The organism is Halomonas sp. M20, assembly GCF_020622265.1.
Classification (GTDB): domain Bacteria; phylum Pseudomonadota; class Gammaproteobacteria; order Pseudomonadales; family Halomonadaceae; genus Modicisalibacter.
In genome coordinates this window covers 1,129,266-1,143,818 of record NZ_JACNMQ010000001.1, presented here as the reverse complement: position 1 = coordinate 1,143,818, position 14,553 = coordinate 1,129,266, and the positions used below count along the sequence as shown (strand labels likewise).

General features: G+C 55.0%; 11 protein-coding genes. 1 reads left to right on the top strand and 10 read right to left on the bottom strand.

Annotated elements, in window-relative coordinates; genetic code table 11:
- Positions 1-27: 27 nt before the first annotated feature.
- From H7850_RS05335 to rpoE, 7 genes are all read right to left on the bottom strand, one after another.
- Positions 28-1,512, bottom strand: a complete 1,485-nt coding sequence (locus tag H7850_RS05335; protein WP_227368423.1) for a chemotaxis protein CheW — start codon at positions 1,510-1,512, stop codon at positions 28-30.
- A gap of 28 nt (positions 1,513-1,540) precedes the next feature.
- A complete protein-coding gene (locus H7850_RS05330) occupies positions 1,541-3,673 on the bottom strand; it encodes a methyl-accepting chemotaxis protein (RefSeq protein ID WP_264477205.1) in 2,133 nt (710 codons plus the stop codon).
- A gap of 233 nt (positions 3,674-3,906) precedes the next feature.
- Positions 3,907-5,331: a DegQ family serine endoprotease gene (locus H7850_RS05325; RefSeq protein ID WP_227368420.1), complete on the bottom strand. Its 1,425-nt coding sequence runs from the start codon at positions 5,329-5,331 to the stop codon at positions 3,907-3,909.
- 150 nt (positions 5,332-5,481) lie between these two features.
- Entirely contained in the window at positions 5,482-5,940 is a 459-nt protein-coding gene (locus H7850_RS05320) for a SoxR reducing system RseC family protein (RefSeq protein WP_227368419.1), read from the bottom strand.
- Positions 5,937-6,857 carry a MucB/RseB C-terminal domain-containing protein gene (locus tag H7850_RS05315; RefSeq protein WP_227368418.1) on the bottom strand — a complete coding sequence of 307 codons (921 nt, stop codon included), beginning with the start codon at positions 6,855-6,857 and terminating at the stop codon, positions 5,937-5,939. Before H7850_RS05315 ends, H7850_RS05320 begins: the two co-directional genes overlap by 4 nt.
- A gap of 71 nt (positions 6,858-6,928) precedes the next feature.
- Positions 6,929-7,669 carry a sigma-E factor negative regulatory protein gene (locus H7850_RS05310; RefSeq protein ID WP_227368416.1) on the bottom strand — a complete coding sequence of 247 codons (741 nt, stop codon included), beginning with the start codon at positions 7,667-7,669 and terminating at the stop codon, positions 6,929-6,931.
- Positions 7,670-7,853: 184 nt separating this feature from the next.
- On the bottom strand, positions 7,854-8,459 hold the full coding sequence (gene rpoE / locus H7850_RS05305; protein ID WP_227368414.1) for an RNA polymerase sigma factor RpoE: 606 nt from the start codon (positions 8,457-8,459) through the stop codon (positions 7,854-7,856).
- Between the two features lie 267 nt (positions 8,460-8,726).
- Between rpoE and H7850_RS05300 the strand changes: the two genes are divergently transcribed.
- A complete protein-coding gene (locus H7850_RS05300; RefSeq protein WP_227368413.1) occupies positions 8,727-9,806 on the top strand; it encodes a 3-deoxy-7-phosphoheptulonate synthase in 1,080 nt (359 codons plus the stop codon).
- A 353-nt stretch (positions 9,807-10,159) separates the two neighbouring features.
- On the opposite strand, the gene H7850_RS18230 is transcribed toward H7850_RS05300, so the two are convergent.
- From H7850_RS18230 to rhlB, 3 genes are all read right to left on the bottom strand, one after another.
- Positions 10,160-10,912: a 7-cyano-7-deazaguanine synthase gene (locus tag H7850_RS18230; protein WP_227368412.1), complete on the bottom strand. Its 753-nt coding sequence runs from the start codon at positions 10,910-10,912 to the stop codon at positions 10,160-10,162.
- 131 nt (positions 10,913-11,043) lie between these two features.
- Positions 11,044-13,182: an ATP-dependent DNA helicase DinG gene (gene dinG, locus H7850_RS05290; RefSeq protein WP_227368410.1), complete on the bottom strand. Its 2,139-nt coding sequence runs from the start codon at positions 13,180-13,182 to the stop codon at positions 11,044-11,046.
- A gap of 3 nt (positions 13,183-13,185) precedes the next feature.
- Positions 13,186-14,460 carry an ATP-dependent RNA helicase RhlB gene (gene rhlB / locus H7850_RS05285; protein WP_227368408.1) on the bottom strand — a complete coding sequence of 425 codons (1,275 nt, stop codon included), beginning with the start codon at positions 14,458-14,460 and terminating at the stop codon, positions 13,186-13,188.
- Positions 14,461-14,553 lie beyond the last annotated feature (93 nt).

Genomic DNA, 14,553 nt, shown 5'->3' with positions numbered 1-14,553 from the left:
GCGAGGTCAAGGACAGTAATGCCCAGACTAGGCTGGCGTCACGGGCGATATTTCCTTGTCAACTTGGACCAGCAAGCGGGCCAGGGTTTGCAGACAAAGAACGGAATGAATCTGTTGTCGCAGGCCCTCACCCACGGCAATAATCCGCTGGGCTTGTTCGATGGGCGCTTTCTCGGGATGTACATCACCTCGCCAGCGTATTATGAAGCTATCCACTGGCGCCTCCATGTACTCGATCCTGCTGACCTGATCCACCAGAAAACCCACCATTCCCTGACCACTATCCGCCACAAGCACATGCTCTGCCGGCTCAGTTGCGTTTTTGCCCAGTAGTGTCCGCAGATCCACCAGAGATACCGTACGATCCCGATGGCGCATGGCAGCACAGAAAGGACCGTCATCTTTCAGCGGTAGCACATTTTCCGGTATGGGTAGCACCGCATCCAGCTGATCGAGCAGCGTGACGTAGCGTCCGCCACTTTCGAAATGCACGAAGGCAAAGCGCTGCCACTCCTGTTGATTGCGCTGATCGCTGACCTCTTCGCCTAAACGAGCATGAATCTGTGCCAACGCACCCAGCGCCTCTCCAGTGAACAGCTGGCGATGATCAAGACATAGTGCATCCCCCTGTTCAGGCCGGTTCAACACCCCCATGACATGATCGGCGGCCTGGTTTCCGCCGGGTAGCGGATGTAGATCGCTGTCATCGAACGTGCCGATGGTATCGATACGGGTGACTGCCAAGCCAACACGTCCACTGTCGGTATTCAATACGACAACATGAGAAGGCGACGACGTTAGCGGTGGGTGGCCGATCAGTATCGCTGGATCGAAGATCGGAATGCACATGTCCCGCAAGGCGACATTGCCCAAATATGCCTTCACGTTCACCACCGGTGTTTCAACCGCGCCGCAGACAGTGATCTCACTGACCACAGCGGTATCAATGGCAAGCGTAGCGCTTTTGATATCGACGAGCAGATAGCGATGCGAATGTCCTCCGTGTCGCTCTGCATCGCTATGCAGAGCCGTTGATGACGACGCCTGTTCGACATTCTCGAAAGCCATCATCATTCCATCCAATGAAAAAAGAGCATCGATATCCAACAGATAGATTGGCTGCCCTGACTCCGGATGAGTGACCAGCCAAGGAGTAAGCTCATGAGGCGTTCCGGCGTCTTTACCTAACGCATTCATCTGGCTTTGCTCGACAGCGATCATGTCGTAGGCATGATCGATGAGTAGGCCAAAGCATCCACCACGATAGCTAACGACAGCGATATGCTGCTCCGCCGATCCTGACGCCTCGCTGGGAGCAAGTTGCAAGAGCCCGCCCAAATCCACACATGGGATAAGTGAATCGCGCAAGCTGAGAGTTCCCAGAGACCATGCTGGCGCCAAAGGACGCGGTACCAAAGGGGTCTCGGGTTTAACTACTTCCAGCAGGTAGCATGCTTCCAAGGCGACAACACTTTCGCCTATCCCAAGAATACCTAATTTACGTAGACTCATGGCTTACCCACCTTGTTGAAGAAACAACTCAAGCGTGATCTGAATGTGCTTCCGGCGAATTCTTGCGTGTCGCCTTGGCCAGTTCCTGAATCAGCTTTTCAACCTTGGCGGCAGTAGTAAGCTGTGACGAAGCAGAGACATCGATCTGCTCGACGGCGGACGTCGTTTGCTCGACACCTTCGGTGATTCGCGAGAAGGCTTCCTTCGCACGGTGGGAAACTTCATTACCGTTGTCGATACACTTCAACGACTCCCCTAGCAGGCGATTGATCTGACGGGTAGCGTCGCCGGACTTCTCGGCAAGCTTGCGCACTTCGTCTGCCACGACAGAGAACCCAAGGCCATGTTCGCCGGCCCGCGCAGCTTCGATAGCGGCATTGAAGGCGAGTAGATTGGTCTGCGCGGCTATTTCACCAATCGTCTTGACGATTTCATCGATATCCTCAGAGGACTTCTGAATCGCCGCCATGGCTTCGCTCGAGTCCTGCAGCGCTCGATTGCCCCGCTCGGCTTCGCTTCGCGTACCTTGTGACAACTCACGGGTGAGCCGGGTATGCTCGGCGATGCCATTGATCGACTTGTTGAGCTCCAGGATAGAAGCACTCATGGCTTCCGACTGCTGCTGAATGCTTTTCTCCAGTTCGACCTGGGCGGTAATGTCGCTTGCAAACTTCACGATCTTGTAAGGCTTGCCATCAGCATCGAAAATCGGATTATAAGTCGCCTGAATCCAAACCTGCCGACCATGCTTGCCTAGACGCATGAAACGCCCATTGAAGAATTCACCGCGGTTCAACGACTGCCAGAAATCACGATACTCCGCGCTAAGAACGTACTCCTGCTCACAGAACATACGATGATGCTGACCGATGATTTCATCGGCGTGATAACCCACGGTATCGAGGAAGTTGTTGTTGGCGGCCAAGATGTTGCCTTTGAGATCGAATTCGATGACCGCCTGAGCGCGATCCATGGCATTGACCTTGCCCTCGAACTCAGCACTATGGCGCTTGCTTTCAGTCACGTCCGTGGCGAACTTGACTACCTTGGTAAGCGTGCCAGCAACATCAAAGATAGGATTATAGGTAGCTTGCAGCCATATATCGCGCTTGTTGTTGCCTACACGCTTGAACTCACCGGCAACGAACTCTCCATTGCGCAACTTCGTCCATAAATTCTGATACTCCTGGCTTTTAACGTGCTCAGGCTCGCAGAAAAGCTTATGGTGCTGGCCCTGAATATCCTTCAGCGAATAGCCTGTCGTTGCCAGGAACTGCTGGTTGGCGTTTAGCACATGGCCTTCCATATCGAATTCGATGACGGCCTGGGCGCGATCGATAGCGTTGACCTTGCCCTCGAATTCGGCGTTGCTCTGTTTTTGCTCGGTAATATCGCTTGCAAACTTGATGACCTTATAGGGGCGCCCGGAAGGATCCAGAATAGGGTTGTAGGTCGCCTGTAGCCAAATGACGTGACCTCTGCGATGCCGACGCTGAAATTCTCCAGCAATGAATTCACCCCGCCCCAGCTGTTCCCAAAAATTTTGGTAGTCTTCACTTTGGGCGTATTTCTCATCGCAGAACATACGATGATGTTGCCCGATTACGGCATCCCGTGAATAACCTACCGTCTTGAGGAAATTATCGTTTGCAGTCGTGACGATGCCATTGAGGTCGAACTCGATGACTGCCTGGGAACGCCCAATGGCGTTAACCTGACTTTCGAACTCGGCCTCCTTGCGTTTTTGGTCTGTAATATTCGCGGCGAACTTGACTACCTTGTAGGGATGACCCTTCGTATCGAAGATCGGGTTATAGGTGGCATTCAGCCAGATTTCGGCATTGTCCTTACCAAAGCGCTTGAATTCGCCGCTGGCAAACTCGCCACGCTTAAGCGCTTGCCAGAATTTGCGATACTCTTCGCTCTTTGAATAGCCATCTTCACAGAAGATTCGGTGGTGCTGTCCGCGAATCTCATCGAGGCTATAGCCCACCACATCCAGAAAATTCTGATTGGCTTCGAGAATCTGGCCATTGGTATCGAATTCGATAATGGCTTGAGAGCGATGCATGGCTCGCCAAAGAGAGGCTGATTGATCGCTGATTTCACCGGGCTCTTCGTGAGATGCTTTAATTGAGCTTGAGTCTGCTTTCTGGGTCATAAAAAAGGTTCCAATCCGTACGATTCGATTGCGGCCAGGGTGGTCGTGAATTTTATTGTTGTCGGCATACAGTTTTTGGCCGGGTTTTACCTGTAGCGCTAGTGTTATATCGCCTCTGGAGAGGAATGCTTTAATCGAGCAAGACGTATCCCATGCTGGATTTGAATAGGTAAGGCAATAAAAAAACGGGGCACATGGCCCCGTCTTCAACTATCGCTTGAATTATCGCACGATCATTTCTCGCCCAGGCGCAAGGCAACGAACAGCGAACGACCATCGCGATAGAGCCGCAGCGGCACCGCGCGATTGCCTTCGATGCTGCTTACCACCTCACTCAAGCGCTTGGCGGAATCGATGTCCTGCTGATCCAGCGAGACGATGACGTCCCCCGGGCGAACGCCAGCGCTGGCGGCCACGCTATCCGGAGCGACTTGTTCGACGCGCACGCCGGAGGACAGGTCAAGGCTTTCAAGTTGCTCTTTGCTAAGTGATGCAACCGTTACTCCCAGGCGCGTACGGGGATCGCCCTTGTCACCCGAAGAGGCCATGGGCATGCCCTCTTCCGGCCAGTCTCCTACCGTCACCGTCTTGGTAATACGCTCGCCATCACGCAGTATCTCGAGCTTGGCATCATTCCCCGGGTCGACACGGCCCACAAGCCGCGGCAACGTGGCGGAACGCTCAACCGTTTCACCGTTGACGGACAGGACGATGTCACCCGCCTTCAGGCCGGCATTGGCCGCCGGCGCATCTGGTGCGACATCGGCAATCAAGGCACCCTCCGGGCCATCCATACCGAAGGATTCTGCCAGATCCTTCGATACCGGTTGAATTACCACACCGAGCCAGCCACGGCTGACGCGGCCGTCATCACGCAACTGATCGGCGATATCCATCGCCACATTGATCGGTATGGCGAAGGACAAGCCCATGAAACCGCCGCTACGGGTGAATATCTGGGAGTTGATGCCTACCACTTGGCCTTCGAGATTGAACAATGGGCCACCAGAGTTACCGGGATTGATGGCGACATCGGTCTGGATGAAAGGCACATAGGCATCGCTTGGAAGGGTTCGGTTGATGGCACTGACGATGCCCGCTGTCACGGAATGATCAAAGCCGAAAGGCGAACCGATTGCCGCGACCCACTCCCCAACCTCGAGTTTTTCCGAATCGCCTAGATCGAGAGTGGGTAGATCGTCACCCTCGATCTTGAGTAGCGCAATGTCCGTCTTGTTGTCGGCACCGATCAATTCCGCATCGAGTTCACGACGATCGTTCAAGCGCACCACGATCGAGTCGGCACCATCGACCACGTGAGCATTGGTCAATACATAGCCGTCCTTGCTGATGACGAACCCCGAACCCAGCGACTGCAATTCCTGGGCACTCCCCGGGCCGCGTTGACCGTGTCCCGGCGGCATTTGATCTTCAAAGAAGCGGCGGAAGAACTCTGGAATTTCCTGACCATGAGAACCGCCAAACGGCATGCTGCGCCGCTCGACTTCCCGTGTACTGGAAATATTGACGACGCCAGGTGCCGCTTGCTTGACCAATTCCGTGAAATCGGGCAACTCACGCGCTTGGGCGGTCTGCATGAAAAATGCTGCTACCAACAGCATTAGCCATAACGATAGATGTCGTGGGATGCGTTGCATCAAGTACTCCTGGTTACCGGCTGTATGCCAAAAGGTTTCTTTTTCCATAAGACGCGGCATCGGGTCAGTCGCGCTTTCTTTCGGAAATATTGGATATCGCTGCAAGCCGAGAGTTCAGTAACCATGCCAAACTATTTAATAGCGACATCGTCACTCGGATTCGACTGCCAGTAGTATAGGTTGGTATCGACGGTGGTGCCGTTGCAACTGATGACGACTCAGCAAACAGCCGCCGAGCAAACCACCAGCAAACATGAACGGCACAGCCAGTGGCCCCGGAGAAAGCAGCGTCTCGGCAAGTCCTCCCGCTAGAACCGCCGTCAGCAGTGGCAATCCGTAAACGATCAGGGCGCCCTGCAAGAAGCTTTTTGGCGATATCCCCATACGCACTCGATTGCCGATACACAGGCCGGCATCCGTATACAGTGCCAATCTCGAGGAGCGACGGCGCGTTAGCAGCCCCGTGCCACAACCGGTTTTTGCACAACCGTTGCAGCCGCTCAAAGATCGAGCCTCGACCCACGCCCCACCTGCAAAGAGTGCTACGACGACACCTCGTTCTTCCAGCCATTGCGCTGCCGGAGGTTTAATCGATCCCTGTTCGTTCATGGTGCAGAATCTTGTTGATCTCGACCAGTGTTTCCCTGGTACTGCATTCGGGAAGCAATTCGATAAAGAACCTTTGGCGGCAACTCGCCCAACACTACCACCTGCAGGGTATGGGCTTTATCGAGGCGCAGATGGCGTACCGCCGCATGAGAGACCCCCAGACGATGAATGCCGGGTAATAGCGTCTCATGGTCATTTTTAAGCGGTTGGACGAAAAGACTGAAACTGGATAGGCCATCGGTGTAAAGTCTGTGGCTCATGACCTTGCCGGAAACTCCGACTGTCGGGAGCAACGGCACGGCAGCATATCCCGCCGGAATCCAACCTGGCTGCCAGGGGCCTGAGGGCATGTCCTGCAGAGGCTCGAGTGGAACCACTTGAGAGTAAAGTCTGGGCTCGATCAATTCGGTCATCTGAAATGTTTCGAGGATATTCCCTTCAGCGTCGACGAGATTCTGCTTCAATGGCAAGCCAGTTGCTGAATCGAGCCATAGTCGGTGGCCATAGCGCAATTCGTCACGGGGCTCGATATCCAAGCGCATGCTGAGGCGCCCTGCCACCCGCTCTTCGTCACCCAGAGTCAGGCGGTAATGACGATCGATGCCTCGTAATGCAAACGCGGGAGAGCTGTTCGTCGAACGCTGCATCAATATGCCATTTCGTCCAAGTCGTCCATAGCGTTCATATATGACTGCGGGGCCGTCAAGATAGCGGGTCACTTCCCGGACTACGCCGTCATGAATCTCATGCGCCAGTGCCAGCGTACGCACTCCGGCAGCGCTGATGCGTATGGCTTGCGCACGAAACATATAGCACTGGCTTGCCATCATGCTACGTTCAAGCCAGTCGAGCGGCGATGCCAGTTTTGTATTGTCGGCTAGCTGTCGGCAATCGAAACTGTTTTCGGACGCTGACATGACCACACCCGACAAACATGACACATAGATCGCCACGATTCCGTACAGAGCCGCTCTCAGCGGCGACAACATCAGCGGATACTCGGATTTTCCTGGGAAGAAGCACGTAACAATGGAATCCAGGCCTCACCGGAGCGCTGCGCTGCCCCTTCGGCGTGGCGCTCCAGATAGTGCTGTAGCAATTGCGACTGCTCTTTCTCGGTGCGCAACGAAGTTGGAGCATAGGGTGCCATGAACATCGGAGCATCGGCATCGAACCCTACCTCTGTCAGACCGTTGCCGTAAGCCATGGAAGGACGAAACGATGGCAGATTCATGACATCAATAGATGGAAGCGAGCGATCTCTGGGCAGGGAAGCGGGCTGCACGCTTGGGCCAAAGCCGGTGTTGGCGTTGACCACTCCGCTATTACCGTTGCCATTGACTACATCCGGCGTGACACCGGGACTGCTGTCACCATTGTAGAATTGCGCGCCCGCGATCACCATGAGAGAAACGGTAGCGGCAACGGCGGCACTGCCGGCAAAGGAAAGACTGCCACCTTGAGGCGAAGCCTTGTCCGTCGAGATGTCGCTTGAAGAGACCTGGGGGGCAGGTTCGTTTTCCAGATCGGCCAGCACGCGTTCGGAGATATCCGTGGACACATCGACGGAGTAATCTCGTTGCATCACGCTTCGTGCAAGATGGTAACGTCGCCAGGCTTGGCTATCGTCCGGTCGATCGGTGAGTGATTTTAGAACGCGACGCAATTCCAGCTCATCGCCTTCATTGTCCATCATCACGGACAGCGATTCGCGACAATTGTCCTTCATTTCAACACCCCCACATCAAATAAGACGCACAGTCGAGCTCGGTGTAGCTCGTTATTTTCACTTGATTCATTGATGGTTCACACATCGCTGCGTGAATCCTCCCCCGGCACTCATAAGGTGCGAACATTCCCTATGACGTCGCTTCACGCGGACAGTTCAGTGTTTTTATAAAAATTTCATTACGTCACTCATACACTACTCCCTCGCTGTCGCCGCGAGACAGCAGTGGCTGAATATGCCTGTCGACGGCTTCTCGGGCACGAAAGATACGCGAGCGCACGGTCCCCACCGGGCATTGCATAATATTGGCAATATCTTCGTAGGAAAGACCATCGAGTTCCCGTAGCGTTATAGCGGTACGCAGATCTTCAGGAAGGGCTTCTATCGCCGCAAAAATGGCGGTTTCCAACTCATCCCGAGCGAGGGAGGCTTCCGGCGTTTCCGAATCCGCCAGACGGCCACTATGGTCGACGATCTCGGCATCGTTGATATCTAGATCGCTACCTGGAGGGCGACGCCCCTTGGAGACGAGGTGGTTCTTCGCGGTGTTGATGGCAATACGGTACATCCAGGTATAAAAAGCGCTTTCGGCACGAAATTTACCTAATGCACGATAGGCCTTGATAAACGCTTCCTGAGCGACATCCTGTACTTCTGCGTGATCGTGCACGTAACGCCCGATCAATCCCAATATCTTGTGCTGATACTTTTTTACCAACAAATCGAAAGCGCGTGTATCCCCCTTTTGAGCCCGCAATACGAGTTGCTGATCGGTTTCCCTATTGCCCATTCACTTCCTCCCCGTAGGGGTAGACAACCTCGAGACAGGCAATACACGCGTTGACACTACTTGGGGCCATGGTGACGGTCCGCGGTCTAAAAATGAAAGAACGACTATACACAAGCATTCCCGTTTTCCCGATACCCGATCAAAGGCATTGCCGTTTGAAGCCTTAAATTGGTAACGAGACATCTCCTTGAATCATTGATTTTTCCACGGACGACAAGCGATAGTAGACAACATTGTTCCTCAGTGCGAATCATCACAGGTATCTGAATGTCCGATCAACAGGTTAACAATCTCAACGTCCTTGCCCAGGACGTTCTCATCACACCGGAAGCCTTGAAAAAGGCAGTGCCGCTTACCGAGGCTGCGGAAAAAACCGTTATTGAAGGCCGGCGCACCATACAGCGTATTCTCGATGGAGAAGACTCACGGTTATTGATGGTCGTTGGCCCTTGCTCCATCCACGATATCGAAGCCGCGAGAGACTATGCCCAGCGCCTGAAACAGCTGGCCGAGAAGGTCAGCGACAGCCTGTATATCGTGATGCGTGTCTACTTTGAAAAGCCACGCACCACCGTGGGCTGGAAAGGACTGATCAACGATCCGCACCTCAACGACTCCTTCGAGATCGAAGAAGGACTGCACATTGCCCGTGGTCTGCTGGTGGAACTCAGCGAGATGGGGCTACCCCTTGCCACCGAGGCCCTCGACCCGATTTCTCCACAATATTTGCAGGATTGCATCAGCTGGTCCGCGGTGGGTGCACGTACCACGGAATCCCAGACTCACCGGGAAATGGCTTCCGGTCTCTCCTGCCCTGTCGGTTTCAAGAATGGCACCGATGGCAGTCTGGACGTCGCCATCAATGCGCTGCAATCCGTCGCCCACCCGCACAATTTCCTGGGGATCGATCAGGCCGGACAGGTAGCGATCATCCGCACCCGAGGCAACGCCTACGGCCATGTGGTGCTGCGCGGCGGTAATGGCAAGCCCAACTACGATAGCGTCAGCGTGACCCTGGCAGAGCAGGAATTAAGCAAAGGCGGCGTCAAGCCCAACATAATGATCGACTGCTCGCACGCCAACTCCAACAAGGATCCGGCGCTACAGCCGCTGGTGATGGAAAATGTCACCAATCAGATTCTCGAGGGTAATCGTTCGATCATGGGACTGATGGTCGAATCGCATCTGGGCTGGGGAAATCAGAAGATGCCCGCGGATCGCAGCCAATTGCAGTATGGCGTCTCGATTACCGATGCCTGCATCGACTGGGACACCACCGTAGAAAGCTTTCACGATATGGCGGAAAAGCTGCGCCCGGTACTCGAAGTGCGTCACGATGCCGCTTGAGGCTACCCGATACCTCTAAACGGACTGTCATCGCCAACAAGTCGTTCGCTCTAGGCGTATTTCATAACGTAAGATGAAAGAAAAGCCCCTGTACTTCTGTATATCCAGACAGTACTGGGGCTATACATTGTCGAAAAAATTTTTGAAGCCTAACTATATCCTAAGCTCCTGGTAGACTATCAGCGAATCCAGGTAAATGAACACCCCAACCTTGAATGCGAAGAATTCTTATTACTATCGCCGCTGTGCGGCGATAGCGAATATTGAAAAAGCCAATGCAAAACGCAGGAAAATAATTGAAGCGCTGCCGCAAATAAGAGTTTGCGGCAGAAATTATAAGAAGACGGAGGGGGTTAGCTTTTAAGCTTAGAGTATACCTTCCTTGATACGCGAACTGGAAGTCTTGCAGCTTTCCGTAAGTATCTGGTCTTGTATCTTAGAATTCCGCTTTTTGTTAAGCGGTATCCCATTCCCTCTTCGACTGCATAGATGCATGGGCTGCAGGTTCCACAAGGGGCATTGCCAACTGGATTAAAACAAAACCACGATTTTTCAAGCGCTTCAATAAAGCCGAGTTCCTTAGCCTTAGCTCGCATCTCAGTTTTTGATATTTGCAATAACGGAAATTCAAAGCATGAAAATATCTGAGTATCACCCGTAACATCGCTTTTTAGCTTCCACCCGCCGTGATCTTTTTGCTCTACCTTCCCCTCCAGAAAGTAATACGCCTTGTCATCTACGTGCACGCTCAGCTCTAGACAATCAATATTCTTCATTCGAGCATACCTAGACAGCCAGTCGTACTGACTCCCTAAATGTGCTTGTTTTTTCAATCTTACATAAGATTGTGTAATATCCTCAAAAGACTCTATCTCAGTGATAGGCGTGATTGTTAGTTCTTTTATTCGCTCGGCTGCGTTTTTATCAATCTTTTCAAGTTCTCTTCTAACATCAGATATTGCCTTGAGTTCTCGAAGAGTCGACTTTCTCGCCAAGTCAGCAATGTAATGCGGCCTGACCTCTTTTTCCTCGATTAAACTGGCATACAATACCCTAAACGTTGAGTCCCAACCGCCCGTCCAAAGCACCTCGATAGTATTTCCCACGCTTTCTCTCCTAGGAAAAAGTCTAATATAGATTAATAACTTAAGTAATCTTACTCAACATAGCTGTATAGTTGTTATGGAGGGCGAATAGCTTGATTATCGCTAAGCTCGTTTACATTCGCTCAATGGTGCTAAGCTTGCGGCTGGCCATCGATTTCACGCCGGAATGGCGGCAGCGAATCGAGCAACGCCCGCCCGTAGCGACGGGTCAGCACGCGCCGATCGAGTAACGTGATGCGCCCCTGATCGGACTCCTTGCGAATCAGCCGGCCACAGGCCTGGACCAGCTTTATCGACGCATCCGGTACCGAAATACGCATGAAGGGGTTACCCCCACGGCTTTCGATCCATTCGGCAAGCGTCGCCCCCACCGGATCGTCCGGCACCGCGAAAGGCAGCCGCGTGACCACCACATGGGTCAAATAGTCGCCGGGAAGATCGATACCCTCGGCGAAACTTGCAAGACCAAAAATAACGCTGCTTTCGCCCGCATCGATACGCTTGCGATGACGCTCGATCAACTCGCGCTTGGGCAACCGGTCCTGGGCTAACACTCTTTCTTTTTGAAGCTTGGGCAGCGCTTTCTCCACTGCCCTCAGCTGGACCCGAGAAGAAAACAGCACCAGAGCCGCTTCCTTGTCGCCAAACGCCGTGACGAACTCGACGATGGCACGCTCATGAGCGTCGCGATCGCTGGGATCTACCGCCTCGTAAGGTACGCTGAGCACCGCCTTGGAATAGTCGAAGGGGCTCGGCAGACACTGATAGCGATAGCGATTGGCAAGCCCCGCGCGCTCTTGCAAGCGTTCGAAACGACCCAGCGCCGTCAGTGTCGCCGAGGTAATCACCGCGCCATAGCAGCTTCCCCATAGATAGCGCGCCAGGGTTTCCGCTGCCGACACCGGGCTTGCCGAGAACGTCAACTCCGCATCGCCGCCCTGCTGGTCGAAGGTCAGCCAGCGCGCCTGAGGGGGTTCGCCCGGGGGGTCGTCCACGGCCATGGCCTGCCACAAGGCATTGGCCTCCAGGGCGCGGCCCTGCAACAAGGCGACCAGGGGTAACCAGGGCTCCGCCTGTTCCCGGGATAATCCCGTGGCTTTGTCCGGATCGAGGCTTTCCCGCAAGATATCCGCCATACTCTCGAGACTGCGCGACAACTCGGTAAAGGGCACGACCAGTGCCGCCGCCATGTCGCGCAAGGATTGTGGTGCACGTCCCATGGCGAAGCGATGATGACGCGTATCGTCACCCGCCCCGCTGGGCAGCTCCGCCAGCTGGTGACCGAGTGAATACGCCTCGCCGAGGCGCGGTTCGATAGCGGCAATCAACTCAGGGAAGCCCGCCAATAAACGAGCCAGCGTCGGCTGAGTTCCCAGGGCCGTGTTGAGCTCGGTCAGCGATTTCTTGAGTGTGCGCAGCCAGCGCAGCGCCGCATTGACCCCGAAGCGATGATAAAAGTGCTCCAGTGCCTTGTCCGGAAGATGGTGCCCTTCATCGAAGATGTAGATGCACTCCTTGGGAGACGGCAGTACCAGGCCACCGCCGAGGGAGAGATCCGCCAGCACCAGATCGTGATTGGTCACGATGATGTCGGCCTGATCGAGATGACGCCGGGCGCGGAAGAACGCACAGGCACCGAAATGACCGCAGCGTCGATTGGTGCACTGGCGATGATCCGTGGTCAACTGCCGCCAGCTGCTGTCGTCGATCGCCACCGGCCAGCTATCCCGGTCGCCTTCCCAGCGTCCGCTGCCATAGGCCTCGGCCATTGCCTGAACCAGCCCGTGGAAATCATCCCCGTCGCGAGATTCAAGCGCCTGCTCGAACAGCGAGTAGGTGGGGTTTTCTTCCACACCATCCAACGCCTGATCGAGCTTTGCCACGCACAGATAGCGACCGCGCCCCTTGGCCAGGGCATAATCGAAATGCAGACCGCTGTGCTGCTTGAGAGACGGCAGGTCCTGATGCAGCACCTGCTCCTGTAAAGCAACCGTGGCGGTGGAAACGATCAGACGCTTGCCTCGCGCACGCGCTACCGGCAAGGCGGCAAGCAGATAGGCCAGGGTCTTGCCGGTACCAGTGCCCGCCTCGAGCACGCAAACATGCTCGTTGGAAACCCGGCGACCGCTTTCATCCGCCTCGATGCCGGACAGGGTGCGCGCGATCTCGGCAATCATCAGCCGCTGGCCGTAGCGCGGTGTCAGGTCGAGCCCTTCGAGCACCTGACGATACGCGCCCTGAATTTCTTCCTTCAACGCCTCATCGAGCATGCCTCAGAGCATTCCTTCCGGCGGATGCTCGCAGGGCAGCTTGTCGTTGATATAACTTTCGATCTCGGGCAGCGAGAAGGCATCTTCTTCGCCGACGAAGCTGATCGATACGCCCTTGGCGCCGGCGCGACCGGTACGTCCAATACGGTGCACATAGTCTTCCGGATCTTCCGGCAACGTATAGTTGATGACATGGCTGACGTCGTCGATATGGATGCCGCGACCGGCCACGTCGGTCGCCACCAGCACCGTCAACTCCCCTTCGCGGAAACGCTCGAGGGTCTTGATTCGCTGATTCTGGGGCACGTCCCCGGACAACATGGCCACATCGACGCCGGCCTTGCGCAGTACGCCATCGAGCTTGCGCACCAGATCGCGACGATTGCCGAAAACCATGACTCGATCGAAACTCTCCTGCTTGAGCAGATTGACCAGCAGACGTTGCTTGTCATCGTCGCTCACCAGATAGACACGCTGATCGATGTCCGCCGCGTTATCGACGGTCACTTCGATCTCGACGTAGGCAGGCTTGTGCGTCCACTGACTGGCCAGATTGAGGATGTCTTCGGTGAACGTCGCCGAGAACAAGAATGTCTGGCGCTCCTCGGTCTTGGGCGTGTAGCGAATGATGCGCTTGACGTCAGGGATGAATCCCATCGACAGCATGCGATCCGCTTCATCCAGCACCAGCACTTCGACCTCGCCCAGATCGACATCGCGCTTCTGATGGAAGTCGAGTAGCCGCCCGGGGGTGGCGACCAGAATGTCCAACTGTTTGCCGAGATTGTCGCGTTGCTTCTGATAGTCCATGCCACCCACGACGCTGGCGACATTCAGCGAGGTGAAGCGCGCCAGTGCCTTGGCATCCTTTTCGATCTGCAGAGCCAGCTCCCGGGTCGGCGCAACGATCAAGGCGCGAGGGGCACCGGTTTTCTGACCTTCCGGCGGCTTCTCTTCCAGGAAGTAAGCCAACATCGAAATCAAAAAGGCGGCGGTCTTGCCGGTACCGGTCTGGGCCTTGCCCACCACATCGCCGCCAAGCAACGTCTGACTCAACGCCTCGGCCTGAATCGGCGTGCAGTATTCGAAGCCCAGGGCATGGATGGCGTGCATCAACGGCAAGGGCAGATCGAAATCGTGAAAGCGCCATTTTCCCGCTACCTGCGGCACCTGGAAATGACGTAGATCCCAGCTTGACTGAGACTTGCGCGGCTTGCGACGCCGACGCTTGGGGCGGCGGTTCTGGGCCGGTGTAGAGGCCTTTTCCAACTCACTCATAGGCGTGGGGTAATGTTCCGTTGTTGAAGGGTTATCGAGCAGAACTCATGGCCATTGTAACAGCCATTGGCGGCTTGGGCGCGTTTGCCGATA

Coding starts and splice junctions, on each gene's coding strand:
- H7850_RS05300 (WP_227368413.1), top strand. CDS start 8,727: ATGTCCGATCAACAGGTTAACAATCTCAACGTCCTTGCCCAGGACGTT.
- H7850_RS05325 (WP_227368420.1), bottom strand. CDS start 5,331: ATGCAACGCATCCCACGACATCTATCGTTATGGCTAATGCTGTTGGTA.
- rhlB (WP_227368408.1), bottom strand. CDS start 14,460: ATGAGTGAGTTGGAAAAGGCCTCTACACCGGCCCAGAACCGCCGCCCC.
- H7850_RS05310 (WP_227368416.1), bottom strand. CDS start 7,669: ATGAAGGACAATTGTCGCGAATCGCTGTCCGTGATGATGGACAATGAA.
- H7850_RS05330 (WP_264477205.1), bottom strand. CDS start 3,673: ATGACCCAGAAAGCAGACTCAAGCTCAATTAAAGCATCTCACGAAGAG.
- H7850_RS05335 (WP_227368423.1), bottom strand. CDS start 1,512: ATGAGTCTACGTAAATTAGGTATTCTTGGGATAGGCGAAAGTGTTGTC.
- dinG (WP_227368410.1), bottom strand. CDS start 13,182: ATGCTCGATGAGGCGTTGAAGGAAGAAATTCAGGGCGCGTATCGTCAG.
- H7850_RS05315 (WP_227368418.1), bottom strand. CDS start 6,857: ATGTCAGCGTCCGAAAACAGTTTCGATTGCCGACAGCTAGCCGACAAT.
- rpoE (WP_227368414.1), bottom strand. CDS start 8,459: ATGGGCAATAGGGAAACCGATCAGCAACTCGTATTGCGGGCTCAAAAG.
- H7850_RS05320 (WP_227368419.1), bottom strand. CDS start 5,940: ATGAACGAACAGGGATCGATTAAACCTCCGGCAGCGCAATGGCTGGAA.